The 20,539-nt window shown below is 46.7% G+C and carries 14 protein-coding genes; 3 read left to right on the top strand and 11 right to left on the bottom strand.

The window, feature by feature from the left end; genetic code table 11:
- Positions 1-44 precede the first annotated feature (44 nt).
- The 8 genes from ACT89M_RS10920 to ACT89M_RS10885 form a co-directional block, all read right to left on the bottom strand.
- On the bottom strand, positions 45-1,343 hold the full coding sequence (locus tag ACT89M_RS10920; protein ID WP_167375818.1) for an extracellular solute-binding protein: 1,299 nt from the start codon (positions 1,341-1,343) through the stop codon (positions 45-47).
- 333 nt (positions 1,344-1,676) lie between these two features.
- Entirely contained in the window at positions 1,677-3,446 is a 1,770-nt protein-coding gene (locus ACT89M_RS10915) for a cache domain-containing sensor histidine kinase (RefSeq protein ID WP_090923920.1), read from the bottom strand.
- Between the two features lie 24 nt (positions 3,447-3,470).
- Complete coding sequence (locus ACT89M_RS10910) at positions 3,471-5,006, bottom strand: response regulator transcription factor (protein ID WP_308722044.1); 1,536 nt, start codon at positions 5,004-5,006, stop codon at positions 3,471-3,473.
- 276 nt (positions 5,007-5,282) lie between these two features.
- Entirely contained in the window at positions 5,283-8,357 is a 3,075-nt protein-coding gene (locus ACT89M_RS10905) for a cellulose binding domain-containing protein (protein ID WP_308722045.1), read from the bottom strand.
- 335 nt (positions 8,358-8,692) lie between these two features.
- Positions 8,693-9,574, bottom strand: coding sequence for an SMP-30/gluconolactonase/LRE family protein (locus tag ACT89M_RS10900; RefSeq protein WP_154886418.1), 882 nt, complete (start codon positions 9,572-9,574; stop codon positions 8,693-8,695).
- Between the two features lie 14 nt (positions 9,575-9,588).
- Complete coding sequence (locus ACT89M_RS10895; RefSeq protein WP_090923924.1) at positions 9,589-10,248, bottom strand: SGNH/GDSL hydrolase family protein; 660 nt, start codon at positions 10,246-10,248, stop codon at positions 9,589-9,591.
- Positions 10,249-10,320: 72 nt separating this feature from the next.
- Entirely contained in the window at positions 10,321-11,109 is a 789-nt protein-coding gene (locus tag ACT89M_RS10890) for an alpha/beta hydrolase (protein WP_154886419.1), read from the bottom strand.
- Between the two features lie 136 nt (positions 11,110-11,245).
- On the bottom strand, positions 11,246-12,079 hold the full coding sequence (locus ACT89M_RS10885) for a helix-turn-helix domain-containing protein (protein WP_154886420.1): 834 nt from the start codon (positions 12,077-12,079) through the stop codon (positions 11,246-11,248).
- Between the two features lie 125 nt (positions 12,080-12,204).
- Here ACT89M_RS10885 and ACT89M_RS10880 point away from each other — a divergent pair, with 125 nt between their 5' ends.
- Positions 12,205-14,235, top strand: a complete 2,031-nt coding sequence (locus tag ACT89M_RS10880) for a beta-galactosidase (protein ID WP_154886421.1) — start codon at positions 12,205-12,207, stop codon at positions 14,233-14,235.
- 129 nt (positions 14,236-14,364) lie between these two features.
- On the opposite strand, the gene ACT89M_RS10875 is transcribed toward ACT89M_RS10880, so the two are convergent.
- On the bottom strand, positions 14,365-15,879 hold the full coding sequence (locus tag ACT89M_RS10875) for a UxaA family hydrolase (RefSeq protein ID WP_186809552.1): 1,515 nt from the start codon (positions 15,877-15,879) through the stop codon (positions 14,365-14,367).
- On the bottom strand, positions 15,876-17,393 hold the full coding sequence (locus ACT89M_RS10870; protein WP_308722046.1) for a tagaturonate reductase: 1,518 nt from the start codon (positions 17,391-17,393) through the stop codon (positions 15,876-15,878). Before ACT89M_RS10870 ends, ACT89M_RS10875 begins: the two co-directional genes overlap by 4 nt.
- A gap of 194 nt (positions 17,394-17,587) precedes the next feature.
- Here ACT89M_RS10870 and ACT89M_RS10865 point away from each other — a divergent pair, with 194 nt between their 5' ends.
- Together ACT89M_RS10865 and ACT89M_RS10860 are read left to right on the top strand one after the other, a co-directional pair.
- The gene (locus ACT89M_RS10865) at positions 17,588-18,466 is read left to right on the top strand and encodes a helix-turn-helix domain-containing protein (protein WP_154886423.1); all 879 of its coding nucleotides are present in this window, start codon (positions 17,588-17,590) and stop codon (positions 18,464-18,466) included.
- A 103-nt stretch (positions 18,467-18,569) separates the two neighbouring features.
- Positions 18,570-19,247 carry a tetratricopeptide repeat protein gene (locus tag ACT89M_RS10860; protein WP_186809553.1) on the top strand — a complete coding sequence of 226 codons (678 nt, stop codon included), beginning with the start codon at positions 18,570-18,572 and terminating at the stop codon, positions 19,245-19,247.
- Positions 19,248-19,358: 111 nt separating this feature from the next.
- Here the strand turns inward: ACT89M_RS10860 and ACT89M_RS10855 are convergent, their stop codons facing one another.
- Positions 19,359-20,522: a phosphotransferase enzyme family protein gene (locus ACT89M_RS10855; protein ID WP_154886424.1), complete on the bottom strand. Its 1,164-nt coding sequence runs from the start codon at positions 20,520-20,522 to the stop codon at positions 19,359-19,361.
- Positions 20,523-20,539: the final 17 nt, after the last annotated feature.

Below are 20,539 nucleotides of genomic sequence, written 5' to 3'. Positions count from 1 at the left end.
GACGGCTCCGTTGTTTCCTAGGTTCTATAAGTTACCTTGGGATATTAGTTTAATTGTGCCTCAGCTTGTTTTTGTGCATCATTCAGAACGTCATCGATTGATTTACCGTTCAGGTATGCTTGCATTTCAACAACCAAGATATCTTCGATTGCATAAGTGTTGCTACCATAGTTTACTTTTGGAATTTCTTTAGTCCAGTTAGCGAAATCAGCGAAGATTTTTTGACCGCTGAAGAACTCGTCTGGTTTGTTGTATGCTTCACCATCAACAGCCGGCGTGTACGTACCGATTGCACCGATTTTAGTCAACAATTCTTGATACAACTCTTTGTCGGAACCAAAAGTTTTAGCCATAAAGTCAGCCGCTTGATCTGCACCAGGAACATCATTCATGATGTACCAAGAGCTACCACCCAAGTTGGATGCATGTACAGAGTTTGCTTGACCAGCCATTTTCGGCATTGGAGCTACAGCCCATTTACCGGATTGGGAAGCTTCTTGACGAACGGATGGTGAGAACCAGTTACCTGTAGGAATTGTTGCTACAGCACCGTTATTGGCATTGGCAACGAATTGGCTCCAGTCGGAATGCAATTTAACAATGTTAGCATCCATCATTTTTTTGTATGTTTCGAACGCTTCTTTCAATGCAGGGTTGTTGTTCAGATCAGGTGTTTTACCATCTTCAGCTGTGTACCATTTACCTGCAGTTTGGATCATCATCCGGATGATACCCAGGTCGTTCGGGTCAAGAGACAGAAGCTCTTTACCTGTTTTTGCTTTTACAGCTTCACCGATTTTGATGTAATCATCCCACGTGATATCTTGCAGGTCAGCAGCTTTGTAGCCTGCTTCCTCAAGCAAGTCTGTTCTGTAGTACAAACCAGCTACGCCGGAGTCAAACGGAATACCGTATTGTTTACCTTCATAAGAAGTTGGTCCAATTTTATACTCTGCAAAATCGGATGCTTTGATTGTGGAAGACAAATCTTTGAACGCATCTGGATAAGCGCTCAAGAAGCTTTGTGCACGATAGTCTTCAATCAGAACTACGTTTGGCAGACCGCTGCTTGTTCCGGAGTTCAATCCAGTGTTCAGCTTTTGAATGATCGCATCTTGAGCATTCTCAATGATGTTGATTTTCAGATCCGGGTTTTCTTTTTGATAAATGGCTTTAGCTTGCTCCAGAGCAGCAACGTTAAATGCTTTATCCCAAGCCCAGATCGTAATTTCTTTTGCTTTCTCGCCGCCACCACCGCTAGCAGCTTCTTTACCTCCACCGCCGGATGAACATGCGGACAACAGCAATACGGTTACGAGCATCAATACCCACATTTTTTTCAAAACATTCAACTCCCCTTCGACCTCTTTGTTTGTAAATTTGTTTGCGTTTTCTGAAAGCGGTTGCTTCCGATGTATTCATCTTATCATTCCCATTTCTCCATTCGTTAGTAAAAATTTTGTGCAGATTTGTCTTCTTATTGCCACAATGAAAACCTTTACAGAAAACGGTTGCACTTAATTTGGTTTTTTGTACTTTCTTTTGATTTTGTACTATTTTGAGCTGAAAATTTTACAAATATGCAGTGAGTCCGTGAATTTGCATACGAAAAACCCCTCATCTCTGGGAATCAGAAATGAAGGGTTGTTGTATTTTGAGACTTTTTATTATCTTTTTCAACTCGTAATCAACGGCAACGTTACAGTGACTCTTGTCCCCTCGCCAACGTTGCTCATAATCGTCACACCATAAGGTGAGCCGTACAACAACTCAATTCGATCATGCACGTTTCGGATACCTATGCCACTGAACAGTTGACGATTATTTTTCGGATTGGGTAGTGCTCCTTCTACATTAAGTCCTGCAATACCATCACCATTATCCATGATCTCGCACACTAATGATTCTCCCGCGCGGGAAACCATCACATGAATCGTGCCCGTTTCTTTTTTAATAAACCCATGAAAGAAGGCATTTTCGATAAAGGGTTGAATCACCAGCTTGGGAACCTGATAGTGTGTGCAATCCGGAGCTACGTAAAAGGCCGCTTTGATCCGTCCGCCATAACGCACATGGTTGATGAAGACATAATTTTTCAGGTTCTCGACCTCTTGCTCTACTGTTACCGTCTCTCTGACATCGCTAATCGTATTTTGCAACAAACCAATTAGCGCATTAATCGTTTCCGCAGCCCGATCTTTATTGCCCTGCTGTACCAGAACTTTGACAGAAGCCAGGGTGTTATACAGAAAATGAGGATTAATCTGGCTCTGAAGCGCCGCAAGCTCAGCATTACGTTGTTCCCGTTGCGTCTGTACAAGCTGATCCACGTAATCATGCAATTCATCTAGCATGTAATTGTACGCATGACCTAACTGCCTGCTCTCATAACTGCCGCTGATCGGGATATAGTTATCCAGATCACTCTTCGTAATGTTAGACATCTGTTTGACCAGTCTGCGTAGCGACTTCGTCATCTGACTCGTAATCAGGAATACCAGCAACAGAGCCGCAAACACAATCGCAGCACAGATCAATGCGACCGTCTTCATATCAATGAGCTGTCCCATCGCAGATTCCTTATCCACGATGTTTACCATATACAAACGGTAAAATGGTAAATATTCAGATAATATGATGCTATCCTGCCCCATGACTCGTGCATTGATGTTTTTGGGTGCCGTTTCATTTATGGTTTCGGCATATGATAACAGTTCAGATTGAGTCGTGCCAATCCAGTCTTCCCGGTTAGAGGATACGATCTCCCCTTTTTCATTCATAATGACGACATCATTGCCCCGGCTTGTAAAATTGGCGTAGAACTGACGGAATGACTCTTCCCTCATCGTGATATAAACCGTACCATAGATTTTGCTTCGCGTTCGATCCGTCAGCGCTTTTGTTGCAGAGATCATTCGCAATGTGCCCTCTTTGGTCTGGGCCTGGTAGTCATCGAAGATCAGACGACTCGGTGACTCGGTCGCTGCCTTTGTGATCTGATCCTGTTTTAATTCGTCGGCTGTTTTCTGGATGTATGAGGGATTGGTCGAAAAACTTCGTCCATTTACCCCCGCAATCGTAATACCCACTTCATAAAACTCAATGATGGACTGAACCCGCTTCATCGTTTCCCGCATACTGTAGTACGATTTGGACATGGTAACCGAATCCCCATCCCCATCCGATAGAAACCCTCGAATAGCCCCACTTTGGGCCACATTGTTCGTCACCGCAGCGATGGAGTCGTTAAACGCATCAAAATTCGTTTTGATCTGGCTCAGCACCTTCGAATTCGTGATGCTGAACGTTTCAGTAAACAGATTGGTTGACATATGAATTGTTGTCCACAATATAAGCACTGACACCAGGACTATACTGACAACCATAACCAGAATTAGCTTGGGGAATAATCCGAGACGCGACAAGCCATTTTTCCACTTTTTCATGAAGTAATCTCATCCATTTCTATATTAAGCCCAAAATTTACGCCGATAGCGACTTGGAGATAGTCCTGTGAATTTTTTGAACACTTTACAGAAGTAACTGTGATCTGAATACCCCACCATACTGCTAATTTCAGATATCGTGACATCATCCGATCGTAGCAATTCCTCCGCTTTCTCAATGCGAATCTTGTTCAGATATTCATTAAATCCTTCTTTTTTATGTGACGAGAAGTAACTGGATAGATACGACGGGTTAAAATGAAAATGTTTGGCCACTTCGGACAGCCCCAAGGGCTGGTCATAGTGCGCATGCATGTAATCCAGCAACATGGTCATATTCGGATCACTTCGTTTGCCTCCTGAACCGGAAACACATTCCTGAACCTCCGTCATGAATTGATCCAGAACCAGCATCACTTCGGTAAGCGTCGAGGCTCCATCCACATTTTTAAAATACGTATATTTACTCTCTTCAAGCCCCGCTGACTGCACATCCATATCTGCCAGGGTAATCGTGACATTGAAGATCAAGTTACCCAGAAATGATTTGATCTCGAATACATCAGCAATATAGTCTCTCCCAAGTGTCGCGGCATGTTCATGCAAATATTCTTTGGCTGTCTCCACCCGATTGCGTTTTACATGTTGCAAAAACATATTGACGTTGAATTGATACCCTGCAGGATGCATTGGCGGAAGCTCGCCATCAATCAGAATCGCACGATTCGTATAATAGAAGCAAAACTCCATTAATTTAAGCAAACGCTCGCGATAGATGTCTCCCATCTTTTCAAAAGAAAGAAATCTCTCACTAAGCACCCACACCGGAGCATTCTGCCCTGCCCCTGCTTCCTTAGCCCATTCCCTGATCTGCTCAACCGTAGCTTCATCTTGCTCAGGTTTCATGTTCAGCAACATAACAGACAACCGGCTTTCTGCTGGTAAAATAGCACATTCAATCCCAGGCAAGCGTTTTCGAACCTCAGTTTCAATCTGATCCTGATTTTTCAAACTACTTTCAGTAATCTGAAATGCGAGCAAGCGAAAAGCGCCTAACGGGAAGTTTTCCCGAATAACAGGCATTTCGTTGTCTTCGTCCAGCGTGAATCCGGATAACATTTTCTCCATTAATTGACCAAGCCGCCAGCCATCATGGGATGGCTCGTATTGAAGCTCCGGTATTTTGCCGGCCGTACGTCTTAACACTTCCAGAAGTTCATTCGTATCCAGCTTGGGCTTCAATATGTAATCTGCCGCTCCATGCTGCAATGTAGATCGAACATATTCGAATTCACTGAAACTGCTCAGCACAATGACCTCAATATGCGGGTAACCCGCTTTGAGTGTACGAACAAAAGTTTCACCGTCCATAACAGGCATCACGATGTCGGTAATGACGATATCCGGTTTTAACAACTCCACCTGTTGCAGACCTTCTTCGCCATTGGATGCTTCCCCTACAATATTAAATCCTTCTGCTTCCCAGTTCATGTGGTGCTTAATACCCTGTCTAACCAGAAATTCATCGTCAACAATCAGCACCTTGCACAACCGGTTCATGATCGCGACCCCCCTGTCTCTTCTATCACTCTATATCTATACCGTTTAACCCTCTATATGTTGGTTATTGAAGTTGTTGTTGTTAGCGGTTACATGAACATTATAATAATCGTACATATTGTTATATCTTAAATCCTATGTTTAAGCAATAGTAACTACTTATAGTTTACACTATATTTCGACAAAACAAGAAGTCCCAAAAACGCCACGACCTACTCAGGCATTTTGAGACCTCTTGTTCATTATTATTTTCTCAATTCAATCATGAACCGAATGTTACGGCTCTATTCCCCATTCAAGTTGACCCGCAACATATCCAGTTACTTTGGACCAGTCAGCATAAGAGGTATGCGTTCCTTCAAAGGAGTAATCATCCGTTTGAGTGTAATTGGTCCAATTGTCTTTGGAAAAGCGAGTCTGGATTTCCGTGCTCTGTCCTGCGTTTAACATTCCCGCAGTTGCCTTGAATCCAACCTCTAACACATGATCCGCTCCTGGCAACGCAGGATTAATGGAACTGAACGTACCGGTAACATTGGCACTTCCCACAGCAGCCCAATCGCAGAAGAAATTTTGAGGCTGACTACCGTCAATCGTATAGTAATATCGAATTTTCACATCGGACAGATGGAGTGGAGTTGTACCGGTATTGGTCAATCTGAATTTGGGAGTGATGGAACTGCCCGTAGCTGCCGTTGTTCCATTGTACATCTCGATACGAATTGTTCCACCTGGGATGACCACAGTTGTATCCTTAACGGTCAGGTTCAGCACCGCAGGGTTGCCTGCACTGAACTGAAAAGTTAACACAGCTGCACCTTTAGACAATGTGGCTAAATAATTTTTGGACAGCACAACCTGATTACCCGCAACGGTATAGTCGGTTCCGGCTACAAGTATCGCGTTTCCGTTCCGAATAGAGGTCAGTGTATTGCCATTAAGTGTTAACGTGACAGGAATATTGGCCTGATGATCCACATTCAGATCAAATTGAGCCGTTACCGGGGTGATGGTCGAATTAGGTACTGTAGGTGTGCCCCCATTGCCATTAACCGGGTCCGCATAGAGTATTCCGCGTCCGTTGGTACCTAGATATACTCTGCCATAAATACGTGGGTCACCTGTAATTGTGGTCACACGGGCGTACTGATGCTGATCATCGTTAATTCGCACCCAGTTCGTGCCACCATCATCAGAACGGAAAAATCCGCGAGTCCCATCAATCTGTGCAACGGCATACAAAGCGACAACACTTTGCCCAGGAGCTGCTTTACCAAAACCGATGCTGTCCGCTTCTTCTACATTGGCGAGCTTCGTAAAGGTCGCTCCAGAATCTGTTGAGTGCCACAAGCCGTAGGGCCCTTCTTCTTCATTGCCCCCAGCAAACCACAGTTCTCCTTCCACACCTGGCACAGCGTCGAGGTCTGAATTACCTGAGGCAGGAAGCCCAGTAGCTGGAGATACAGTGAACGATGCTCCACCATTAACACTGACGTAAATTTTCCCTGCAGCGAAGCCATAAAACTTGCTCGGGTTAACTCTGTCGGAAATGACTTTGGCACCTGCTGGTATGCCTGTACTTGCCGTCCAGGAATTACCGCCTACAGAGTGGAATACCCCGCGATCCGATGTGCTCCAGACCAGACGGTTGCCTGTCGCCGAGATGGCAACAGTTCCGCCTCCGGCAGTACCTGACGGCTCTGCACTTGCTTTGTACCACGTTTTTCCTCCGTCGCTGGATAATCCAATGGATCTCGCATTGGGATCAACCGTGTAATCTGCTTTCCCCACCCGTACCATGGTGTTTGGGCTCAATTCGGCAAAATCAATACTCTCTGTTGAAGGATAATTCGGATTCGTAAACATCGTTGCTGGAGCTTTGGTGAGATCATCATGACGGAACCCGGCAACATCACCGAGTGCACTAAGCAGATTCGCTCCGCTTGGCGGGCTAATCAAATCCATGACATTGGTTTCTTCAATGCCTTTGGCCATAACGGAAATGTTAATTTTCTTATCCTCGTCCCAATCCGTCAGATTGTTGGTTCCGTATATGGTTGCCCCCGTTCCATACATCAATCGGTCGGAATCAAACGGATCAATCTCCAGAGCAGCAATCATCCAGCCCAGCTTAGGCGAAATTTCCGGCGGTGCAGGATTCACACCGAAGGTTAACCAAGGCGCCGCGGAAATATCCTGCGTATATCTGAATTTTCGGTCAGGATACCCTTCAAAGTCCCATATTCGTGTCCAGGTATCTCCACCATCTTTACTACGGAACAGAATAGCATCAGGCCACCAGGAATTCAGCGTTGCGACCATTATCGTTCCAGGCTCCTGTGCATCAATAGCCAACCCGCCATAACCATAATAGTTATCCGAACTGCTGCTCGGAACTGGGCTGATGTTCTTCCATACTCCGGTTGCTGTGTTTAGCTTCCAGACATCCCCTTTCGTTCCGTCGTAGGGTCCCGCACCATTACTGTAGGTAATATACAAACTTCCATCTACGTCCATTTTCCCATGATGAGGCAGATAACCCGTAGGTTGTCCGGGAACAGCAGTCCAGGTCAAGCCGCCGTCGGTACTGCGATAGATGCTTTCACTTTTATCAGCTACGCCGACATAAATGGTTTGTGAAGCCTGTCCCGCAGAGCCGCTTGTTTCATCAAAAGTAATCCAGGCGAGACCTATAATGTCACTTGTGTATTCATTAGCAGGGTTCTCAACATAGTTACCCGGATTCGGAAAACTGGTCACTTCACTCCAGGTTACTCCAGAATCTGTACTTTTCCATAATCCGTTGCCACTGCGGGCTCCGAAATACAATATGCTGTTATCATTCGGGTCCACAACCAGACGCTCACCCATGGAACGTCCGGGCATGTTTCCCCCTACCTTGAAGGGTAGCTCGGTTTTCTCCCACGTATCTCCGCGATCAGTGGAACGGAAGATATATCCGTTGTCCTTCACCCATGAGTTCGTATACGTCCCTACAGCCATGTACACCCGATCTGGATCAACAGGGTCGGAGGCGAGCGCATCTACCCCGTTATTGTTCCAGTCGTCCCAGCCTACAAAGTCAGTAAGCGGAGTCCAGCTACTATCCACCGGATTCCAGCGATAAGCTCCACCTATATCAGTGCGCGCATAGATCAAGTCCTTTTCAGATTCATTAAAGATAATGCCGGGTATAAAACCTCCGCCTCCGCCAGTAACGACGCTTTTCCATTCGTAGGCCTCACTCGGCGCAGCCTCTGAAGTTCCTGCCATCCCCAGACCACCCAGTGAAGCCGTAACAATAGCCACACTTAAACTCAGGATTCGTAACTTGCTCATCCACCTTTTCATCTCAACTACTCCTCCTTTTCGCGTTTGTACATTTTGGCAATTCGCTCTATCCCCGCTGTCTCACCTGCTGATGATGGCGTATCAGACGAATCCATACCTTCTCCCTTAGAGGAGATCCACCTCCCTTCAATTTGCGGTTAAGCGCTTACAAAATTTTTCGAACGCCACCACAAAATGGATAATACTTTCAATAATAACATTCGATAGAAAACGTTTTTCCCCTCTGTGTAAATATCCACTTTTCAAAAAAAATTTGTAATCCTCTGGTAAAATAAAAAAAGATGCTGTTCACACAGCACCTTTAAACCCACTATGATTTTTCCTGCTCACTTTGCTTACGCTTTTCGTCCGTAGACATGTGTTTCCTGCCCTTTAACACCCGGCTTAACGACAAATAATGCACCTGCTTGCGGCGTTTCCTGCAAGCGCTCTTCCTTAATTCCTATACGTGCAGTAGTAATATATAAATCTTCGAGATCCGGGCCGCCAAAACAACAGGAAGTCACCTGATCTGCATGCACTTCGATCTGCTGTAACAGTTCCCCTGTCTCCGGGTTCCAGCGGGTGACTCTTCCTCCACCCCAATGGGCAACCCACAGCATACCTTCCGCATCCACAGTCATGCCATCCGGGAATCCCATGTCTTCCGGCACTGAGATGATACTCGTCCGATTGGAGATCGTACCCGAAGCCAGATCAAAATCAAAACGATCCACGGAACGTGTCGGCGTATCGATGTAATACATGAACTCACGATTCGGGCTCCAACCCAGACCGTTGGAGGTGGATACTTGCTGCACCATATTGCGTACAGGCTTCCCTTCCTCCAGACAATATAATGATCCAGCCTTTTGTTCGTTGTTCAGGCTCATCGTACCGGCCCAAAAACGTCCGTATGCATCACATTTTCCATCATTGAACCGATTGGTAGATTTGTCTTGCTCAGGGTCCGCGATCGCTTGCTTCTCACCCGTGAGCAGATGATATGTATAGAAGCCGCTTCGGAGTGCAACGATCACTTCATCCCCACGATAGGGCACCACCGCTCCGACATGTTCACCCACATCATAAGCCTGATCCTCACCTGTCTCGGGATGGTATGCATGTACTTTAAACCCTTCAATATCTACCCATAACAAACGACTATTTTCCGCATCCCAGCTTGGTCCTTCTCCCAATTGTGCTGGTGTATCCACAACTACAGTTACATGACTCATATTATCGCTCCTTCTTAGGATTTCGTATTTCTCGTCCATTCAAATCCAATCGCATCTAGAAAAGCTTTGCTAAGTACCATGTGACCCGTAGCATCCGGGTGTACTCGATCATGTGTGAGAACCGATGTATAAAAATGATCCCACAGTGGCGCAAATGCTGCCTGCGTATCTACAAACAACGCGTCATATTCCGATGCTACTCTGCGAACCGCTTCTCCGTAGATGTCCATCGTCGCCCGCATCGGATCTTCCGGGTTCGCTTCCAGATAATACGGGGTCATAAGCACAAGCCCTTTCAGATTCGGGCGCACGGATGCGACCAGTTCACGCAATGTTGCCTCGTATTCCTCCAGAAACACCTGTGAGTCAGCCAGTGGGTGATCGAACTGCCGCCACACATCGTTAATACCGATCATAATTGTGAGCCAGTCCGGTTTCAGATCAAGTACATCCTGTTGCCAGCGTTGCTTCAAGTCACGAACGGTATTCCCACTATTACCCACATTCTGCAATCTCAGCATCAGTTCGGGATAAATGGACCGCAATAAAGCATACACCTGTGCCACATACCCATGTCCCAGCCCTGAACTTCCTTCACCTACAGGATGTGCTCGTCCGCAATCGGTAATGGAATCCCCGATAAAAAGAAGTCTGTCATTCTTTTGCAATTTCATGGCGTTGTTCTCCTTTGCTGGATATTGATCGGTTAGTTCACTGGCAAAATAGAGTTTGTGCCGTTGCCGACGTCACCAACCTTGATTTTTAAGCCAAGTGAGACATAGATCAGACCACACTCGAACCGTAGCATCATGCTCCGCCAGTCCTAAACCATGTGGACCTTTTTCAAAGATGTGAAGATCATATGGAATCCCATGTGCACCCAAAGCCAAAGCATACCGTAAACTGTTCTCCACGGGTACAGCCTGGTCATCACTCGTATGCCAAATAAATGCTTCAGGAGCATCTGCTCTAACCTGTCGCTCTGCACTGAACGCTTGAACCTGTTCTTCGGTTGCATCCTCGCCTAGCAAGTTGATACGCGAGCCTTCATGTCCATAAGACTCCATTGTGATAACCGGATAACAGAGAATGACACGGTCCGGCCTAGAGCTTACCTGTTCAATCGGATCCTCATGGCCCGGTTGTCCATCATCGTACTGCGTACCCAATGTTGCTGTGAGATGGCCACCTGCCGAAAAGCCAAGTACTGCAATTTTGGACGGGTTGATCCCGTAGTGTTCCGCGTGAGCTCTTACATAACGGATTGCACGTTGCCCATCCGCCAGAGGCGCCGGATGACTGTGCGGTGCTACTCGATATTTGAGCACAAAAGCACTAATGCCAGCTCGATTGAGCAACTCAGCAACGGGCGCACCCTCATGGTCAGCGAGATGGCCATAACCGCCCCCTGGACATACAATGACAGCGCTCTCGGAACCCGGTTGAATAAAAGGAATCAGATGTGGCATTTCGTCTTCATGGCCTGTAGCCGCGTATGGGGCCGCCTGCTCCCACAAAGGAATAATTGAACTCATGATCGGACTCATCCTCTCTCATGTATATGGAATAGATTCGTTTAATCGTTTTCGATTCTAGGATTCGATACCATCATAACGGCAACAGGAAGAAGCATCAATACCCTTCTGATCTTTTTGTTCAACCTTGGCGTAATTAGTACAAGTTGCGAAACTGTTCAGGTGTGGCCCCTTCAATCCGGCGAAATGTGGCAACAAAATGACTGGCATCCCGGAACCCGGCCCGTGCCGCAGTCTCCTTGATCGTAAGTTCCATACTGCCCGTCAGCATTTCTTTGGCTTTACGTATGCGAAGCAAAATGAAGTAACTGTAGGCCGTTATGCCGAAGGATTGTTTAAACAGCGTATTCATATGCCTGGATGAGATTCCGATAATGCATGCCATTTGTTCTAACCCGATGTCCGGGTCGCCGTAATGTTCCTCCATAAAGGCAAGCAGCGGAGCAAGCCTTGCTACAGCTTGGGAGATGGAAGAGCGATTGCCAGTCATTCCGTGTTTTTTCAGCAAAATCAAGAAACGATACATGTCCGCCGAGGCTTCCAATCCGGATAAATCCTGATCACTCCCGATCGAACTCAGCACATGCTGACCATAATCGTTTAGTGGACTATCTGTTTCCCACTGGCGAATATCGGCCTCACCCAACCCAAGTGAATCTACGATGGCGGCACACTGCGAACCACCAAATGTAATATAAATGGTCTCCCACTCGTTTTGAACACGAGCATATTCATGAGGCAGGTTTGGGGGAAGCAAAATACCCGAGGTTTCGCCAACAATTGCTGAAGTCCCTGACAGCTTGAACTCTCCTGCTCCCTTGACCGTTTGCAGCCAGTGGTAATACGGATAACCCGCAGTTCTGGAGACTTTTTCCTGATTTCCGTTATATCCTATACTCTCGATATATAGTGGGAGCGGCTGATCCCGCGGTGTCATAAAAAAACGCTGATGCCCCGGTGAGATGAGCATGATAACCTCCTTAAATACAATAGAATCCAGTTCCATATTCTTATATGCATCATCACTTTTATTATATTTTAAAAGTCATATGTATCATATAGTATAGAATTATTCTTATACAAGAGGTGAGCACATTGATCAGCAGCAAATTACCCAAAATGTTTTATGGAGGCGATTACAATCCTGAACAATGGGATCATGAGACCCACCTGGAAGACCTCCGCATGTTTAAACTGGCGGGCATTGATATGGCCACGATTAACGTTTTTTCCTGGGCACTAATTCAGCCTGACGAGGTGACGTATAATTTTGAATATCTGGATCAATTGATTGATCGTTTGTACGAAAATGGGGTTTATATCTGCCTTGCCACAAGTACCGCCGCGCACCCGGCATGGATGGCCAAAAATTACCCCGATGTCCTGCGGGTAGACGCGGACGGACGCAAACGGAAATTTGGCGGACGGCATAACTCCTGCCCGAACAGTCCGACCTACCGGAAGTACTCCGAAATCATCGCAGACAAACTGGCCGAGCGATACAAAGATCATCCCGCAGTCCTTGTCTGGCATATTTCCAATGAATATGGCGGGGATTGTTATTGTGAAAACTGCGAAAAAGCATTCCGTGTATATCTCAAGAAACGTTATAAAACCATAGAACAGGTCAATAAAGCATGGAACACCAACTTCTGGGGCCATACGTTCTATGATTGGGACGAGATTGTGCTTCCAAGCAATCTGAGTGAACATTGGGGTCACAACAGTTCATCATTCCAAGGCATCTCACTGGACTACTCCCGTTTTAACTCGGACAGCATGCTCGAATGTTATCTGCTGGAGTACAATGCCATTAAAAAGCATATTCCCGATTCTGCCGTCACAACGAATTTGATGGGCTTTTTCAAACAGATCGACTATTTTAAATGGGCTAAATATATGGATATCGTGTCCTGGGACAGTTATCCCGGTCTTGCGACACCAATCAGCTATACCGCCATGGCTCATGATCTCATGCGCGGTCTCAAAGACGGTCAGCCATTTATGCTAATGGAACAGACACCCAGTCAGCAGAACTGGCAACCGTATAACTCACTGAAACGCCCTGGTGTCATGCGTCTATGGAGTTATCAGTCAGTCGCACACGGCGCGGATACCGTGATGTTCTTCCAGCTTCGCCGTTCCATCGGTGCATGCGAGAAGTACCATGGTGCCGTCATTGAACATGCAGGACACGAAAACACAAGGGTGTTCAGAGAGGTCGCACAGCTCGGCAAGGAACTGCAGATCCTCGGCGACACCACGCTTGATGCCAGAGTTCAGTCCAAGGTAGCGATTGTATTCGATTGGGATAACTGGTGGGCAATTGAAAAATCAAGCGGGCCAACGGTGGCTCTGAAATATGTCGAGCAAATTCACAAATACTACGCGGCATTTTTCCACCGCAACATTCAAGTGGACATTATAAGCGTAGACAGCGATATCAGCTCATACGATCTGCTTCTTGCGCCTGTGCTTTATATGGTCAAACCAGGCTTTGCTGCAAAATTGGAGCAGTTCGTTGCGGCCGGCGGTACCTTCCTGACCACCTTCTTTAGCGGAATTGTTAACGAGCATGATCTCGTGACCACTGGCGGTTACCCCGGTGAGCTTCGAAACCTGCTTGGCATCTGGGTCGAAGAGATTGATGCTCTCCTACCCGAACAGAAGAATAGCATCGTTCTGAAGGAAACATGGGGCGCACTTGAAGGCGTATACGAATGCGGTATGCTGTGCGATCTCCTTCACAGTGAAGGTGCAGAAGTGATTGCCGAGTACGGTGAAGACTTCTATCAAAGCATGCCTGCACTTACATGTAATACCTTTGGTCAAGGGCAAGCCTGGTACGTCGCCACTGATCCGGAAAACATTTTCCTCGAAGGTTTACTCGCAGAGCTTGCGGCCGAAAAAAATATTAAACCTTTGCTCGAAACCCCGCAAGGTGTAGAGGTAAGCGCACGTACGAAAGATGGGTTAACTTATCTTTTTGTCATGAACCACAATGCTTCCCCGCAGTCATATGATCTCGGTGATTCAAGGGTCCGTGAGTTGTTAACAGGCAAGGAATACACTGGAGAGATTAGCATTGAAGCCCGCGGAGTGCACATTTTAGAACGCACAACGTAGCGGTATAATCTATATTGTTGCACCGCTACGCGTGCATAAGACTTCGAAAAGAAAATAAAAAACAATCCGGCAGTTTATTACAACTCGCCGGATTGTTGTCTTGTTTTATTTTGCAACACGTAGATGAGGTTAGAGAATAACTCCGTCTTTGAAGATCGCGATCTCCCGGAAACCATGCTGTTCGCTAAGAGTCTGCGCACGTCCTGAAGCAATATCAATAATCTGACTGAATAATTGTTCTTTGACTTGTTCCATCGTCTGTCCTTCAAGCAGCTGACCGGCATTAAAATCAATCCAGTGCTTTTTACGGTTCGCCAGGTCCGATTGCGTTGCAATTTTGACCGTAGGTACCGGACCGCCAAACGGTGTGCCGCGTCCCGTCGTAAACAGCACGATATGCGCTCCTGCCGCAGATAAAGCTGTCACGGAAACGAGGTCATTGCCGGGTGCCTCTACAATGTTTAGACCCGTTTTGGTCACCCGTTTACCGTAACGGAGCACATCGACAACCGAGGAGCGTCCTCCCTTTTGCGTACATCCGAGTGATTTTTCTTCAAGTGTTGTAATTCCGCCTGCTTTGTTACCCGGCGAAGGATTTTCGTAGATATTTTGACCATGATTCACGAAATATTGCTTGAAACCATTCACAAGGTCTACCAAATCGTTGAAGACATGCTCATCTGCCGCACGGTTCATCAGAATGGTTTCCGCTCCAAACATCTCCGGAACCTCAGTCAGAATCGCTGTTCCACCCGCAGCAACGAGCAGATCCGCAACAGCGCCTACGAGCGGATTCGCTGTAATGCCGGATAAGCCATCCGAGCCTCCGCATTTCAATCCAATTTTCAGTTTGCTCAGTGGCAGAGGCTGACGTTTCTCTTGCTCAGCAATCTCAACCAGCTCTTCCATTAAACGCAATCCTTCTTCCAACTCGTCCTCGGTCTCTTGCGCTTTGAGGAAACGTACCTTCTCCCGATACTCCGGTGCGATGCACTCACGGAACTGATCCACCTGGTTATTCTCACAACCTAAACCAATGACCAGCACACCACCAGCGTTTGGATGCTCGACCAGTGAGGCCAGCAACTGTTGAGTATATTTCAGGTCGTCCCCCAGCTGGGAACAGCCGAAAGGATGCGGAAAATGAAACACACCGTCCACCCGACGGCCAAATTGGGACTGCCCCATCCGTGCAAGAGCTTCACACACCTTGTTAATGCATCCAACGGTATTGACGATCCAGATTTCATTGCGAATTCCCGCTTCCCCGTTCGGACGCAAATACCCATCGAATGTTCGTAAATGTTCAGGAGGCATGTCTATCGTCATCGGTTGTCCTGGCTGATATTCATATTCAAGCAAACCATGCAGACCTGTCTTCAAGTTATGGCTGTGTATCCAGCTCCCCTGTGCAATTGCTTCCTGGGCGATGCCGATGGAAAAACCATATTTCATCACATCTGCTCCCTGTGCAAGATCATGCACAGCGATTTTGTGCCCTTTAGGTACATCATCTTGCAGTGTGAACGAGTGACCATCCGGCAGATCGATACGCTCTCCCTTCACATAATCGCGAAGTGCTATGATGACATCGTCCTGAGGCTGGATCGCAATCCAGTCGTTGATTGTGCTTGTTGTACTCATTTCACTTCACCTTCCAGTTTACTGATTTCATGTACGAGTGCTGCTCGCAATCCTTCTTTTGCATCCAGATTCTCTCCCCAGATCACTTCATCGGAGAGAACCGCAGCAACTCTTTTCTCCAATTCAGCCGTTCCACTGGTCAAGTGATCGTAACCTTCCCAATGAGTAGCCAAAGCTGCCAGTACATCAGGGTCATCTCTTAGTGGAATCGTTTCTCCGCTCAAAAGCTGCGCTCTGTAGCCCTCCTGCGTCTGCAATGGGCGATATAAATAGAGGAATCCGGCAAAACCTTGTATTAGCCGCTCAGGCCAGCTTCCTTGACTCTGTTCATAGGCGAGCAGGGTTGGCAGTACACGTACTTTGAATTTACCGGCCGTATTCAGTGCAATATCCTGCAACTTGTGATCAATATATGGATTTAAGAAACGTTCAAAGACTTCTTCCGCATATGGCTCCAATCCCAGCTCAGGCATATCCAAAGCAGGCACAATCTCTTCAAGCACCGCTTGCCTAATCCAGGAACTAAACTGCGGATCTTCCATGGTTTCTCTTACATGTTGTTTACCGCGAAGCAAGCCCAGAGAAGACATCAGGGTGTGTGAGCCGTTCAGGATGCGCACTTTCCGAAGCTGATATGGCTTCAAATCTTTAACCCAGTGCACATTGAGCCCTGCTTGTTTCAATGGAAGGCGCTTGTCCAGCGACTCCTCGCCTTGAATCGCCCAGAAATGATAAGGCTCTGCCGTATTAATCAGTTGATCCTCATAACCCCAGCGTTCCGTAAGTGTATCTGCCTCTTCCTGGGTTGGCGCACCCGTCACAATACGATCTACCAGATTGTTCAGGAATTGATTGTGATGTTCGATCCAAGAGCGGAAGCTGTCCGAGAATCCGAAATCTTCACTATGACGGAGCACGCATTCTCGCAGAACATCACCATTGCCCTCAAGCAATTCACATGGCAGGTGAATGAGTCCTCTCGATGGATCTCCAGCAAAACGTACATATCTTTGATGCAAGAAAACCGTCAATTTACCAGGAAAAGATTGAACGGGCTCTCCTGGGATATAGTCTGATTGGATATATTTCAAGCCGGATTCTGTCGTATTCGAGATTACAAATTCCAGCGATGGCAGCTCCGCAAGTTCCAGAAACGTCTGCCACTCCTCGTATGGATTAATAAATTGGGAGAAGACAGAGACCATTTCCGTACGTTCCACACGCTTCCCTTCAGAGAGACCACGCGTAATCATTGTATATAATCCATCCTGATCACGAATCTGCTCCAGCTTGGCCTTGCCCCCAGGCCGAGGCTGTGTCACGGCTACAGAGCCGTGAAACTTGCCTTGCCGAGCACTCTCATGAAGCATCCAGTCTGCGAATCCCCGTAAAAAATTACCTTCCCCGATCTGCAAAACTTTGACGGGACGTTCAATCATTTCTTTGCATTTGCGCTGACTATCATTGCCGAGCAGATGCATCTTCAATCTTGGCCGCTTTGTGCTTGCAGACATGGACACTCACCTCACCGATTATTTGCGAACTCAGAATGCGAACAGCATATGCTGGCATCCTTTTATTGTAAACGCTTTAAATTCATTGTATCATCAATAAAAGGAAATTAAATTGCTTATATTGCGTTAAATATACTGTTTTTTGATCAGAATTGACATCTTATCTGAGACATTTGTCTCCCAAAGGAGTCCCAATGGAACATTCACCAGTTCGCACCACCATTCAGACCGAATCGGGCATACCGTTCCGCCTTGTCTATAGTGATACGAAATCTCCACAAAATGAATTACCGGATCATCTGCACGACTGGCATGAAATTATCTATGTCTATAGGGGACAGGGAAGTATTTTTATCGATGCAGGTCTCGAAGATATGCAGGAGGGAGATTTATTTCTTATTCCAGGCAGTACCGTGCACCGTGCATTGCCTGATGCAGGTAATCCGGTTACCTCTTCTGCACTGTTCTTCAGTCCGGGGTTACTGGCTTCAACCGCCGGAGGCATGTCCTCCTCCTTGCTACACCCATTTGAACGCTGTCGCAAACGGCGAATATACAAAAGGCATCTAAACCATGCCGAGCAGACACAAGTGTCTGCCTTCATTGATGATATTCATGCCGAGTTCCGTTCCGATCATCATCTGAGTTCTCACGCCGCACTGCTCCGATTGCAGCTCTTGCTTATTTTCCTTGAACGTCTGGATTCAGCTACCGGTCCTGCCCATGCTACAACATCACTACCTACACCGTCATGGCTGTCCTCCATTCTGTCTGACATTGATCTTAAACTGCGCAATCGATTGACTTTACCTGAACTTGCACAACAAGCTGCCGTATCTCCTGCTCATCTTAGCCGGGCATTCAAGCGTTACACCGGAATGACGCTAACGGATTATGTACTCGCTCGTAGAGTTATTATGGCGAAGGAGCATCTTCTGAATGGGGATGAAACGATGGCTGCTGTCGCAGATGCTTGCGGATTTGATAGTTTGCCTCATTTTTACAGACAGTTCAAGAAACTGACGGGCACGACACCGGCCGCATATCGCAGAACGATGGTACAACATCGCTAGGATGTGAAACGGAGATATGCACACACATATTATTCCAAGAGAGGATATGGTATGATATTCAAGGTTTGCGCAACACGATTATATTGTTACTGGAGTTGAACCTGTGATTATTAAATTTCTTATTTTTGGCCTGCTCTGGCAGATCGTTGGCAATCCGTTCATCGCCATTCTGATTTTGCTCGTCATCCTGTATTTCCTGGATCGTCGTTTTGTCGGCGTATTTCCAAGCTTCACCAAACCCCTTAAACGGTTGCGTAACATTTCCAGGTTGAAACAACAGCTAGCGCTGAACCCTAACGAAGTATCTTCCAAGCTGGAACTGGCCCGATTGCTCATTGAACGCAAACGTTACAGTGAGGCACATGCCTTTTTGCTTGAACTGGAACGCCCTTACGAACAGTCTGCTGAGTACTGGGAAGCTTTGGGCACAACTGAACTGTATCTCGGCAAAATCTCGGAAGGCGAACGTCATATCTTGCATGCACTTGAGATTAACCCCAGAGTCAAATACGGACAGCCTTATCTGAATCTGGCTACAGCCTTCAAGGATACGGATCGTGACAAAGCCCTTCATTATGTGCAGCAGTTTCAGGAAATCCATTCTTCCTCCAGTGAAGCCTTTTATCTGCTTGGCTCGGTATACCGTTCGCTAGGGCGTAATGAAGATGCCAAACAAGCATATGATCAATCCCTGAATGTGTATCGTTCCTTGCCCAAATATAAAAAACGTCAGGAACGGCGCTGGGCTGTCCGCAGTTGGTTCCGCAAACGTGCTTTGTAGATTGAACTACCTTCGTATATCAGCAAGCATCCTATAAAAGAAAGATAAGTGTGCTGGTTCTGCTCTTTTGTCCGTAGCAGAACCAGCACACTTATTTATTTGCCACGCATGTTAGTTCGTTAACAATTGACGTAATTGATTCTCATGCCGCCCCATCCAGTCCATTCGCTGTTTGAGTTTCACAATTTGCTCTGTAGCCACCTCTGGTTTATCCGTCCCTTCCAGCATCCGGCTGATAAAATGCATAACCACATCCAGACTTCGCAGCAAAATCAGCTGCGGGATTGCTTTCAGTTCGTCAGCGGTGAGTTCAACCTCTTCTCGAAAGCCCTGCACCAGATTAGCCTGCGCCTGCCACATCCATTCTTCGCTCTTGTCCATGGTCAGCATGTCAGACATCGGAACAGCCAGTTCCATGACCCGCAGATCCCAGGTGGCAAACTCAAAATCAAGAATCGCACTCATGTTGCCTTCTGGGTCTACCAGCACATTGGATGCGTTCACATCACCATGCACGATTTGATGCGGAAGTTGCTCCATTCCACGCAATGCTTTGAACAAACCTGGCAGTTCAACCAGCAACTGCTCTAACTCCTCGGCACAAGCCTTCAGCGTTTCCGGCGGCGAAGCACACATTCCCAGTAAACGTTCTGGTGTACACAGCGGATAAGCCTCGTCGATCCGGTAATATGGCGGATATACCGGCTTAAGTTCCAATTCGAGCTTGGCAAGAGCTGTTGAGAGATTTCCCGCTGCCCGTCCCAAAGGAAGCAATTGCTCGGGGGAATCCCATACCGGATTTACGCCTTCCAAATAACGAAACAGAGCCACGACTTTAAAAGTTCCCGTGATATGATCTTGTACAAGCTGGTAAGTCTGCCTATTCTCCTCATTAGAATGGTTACTTTCCTTCGATTCTTGATCCGCTGTCTTGCCGCTACTACTAGATAATGAAATGACTGGTGTTGGCGAATGAAGTTTAAAATCTGTATTGGACAGTGCGATAAGCACGCCATGTTCAAAAGCTATTTTCGCTTGATCATTATGTGTTTCGTATTGTCTCATAACATAGTCTGCATCACGGGTGTGAAGTACAAAAGTAGAATTATTCATACCTCCATTGCTGCGCTTACCTTGCCAATCCGATCTGAAGCCGTATAAGGCTAACACTTCAGAGATTAATTGTTTTTCCAATGGAAGAAGAGAATTTTGCTGTTTGTTAGACACCGATTTGAACTCCCCTGTTACGATAATTTGAATGAACTCTTTCATCATATCGGAAGTTGTAAGGC

It is taken from the genome of Paenibacillus sp. NN59 (assembly GCF_057597225.1).
The sequence above is the reverse complement of the archived record's forward strand: the minus strand, read 5'-3'. Positions and strand labels throughout refer to the sequence as shown.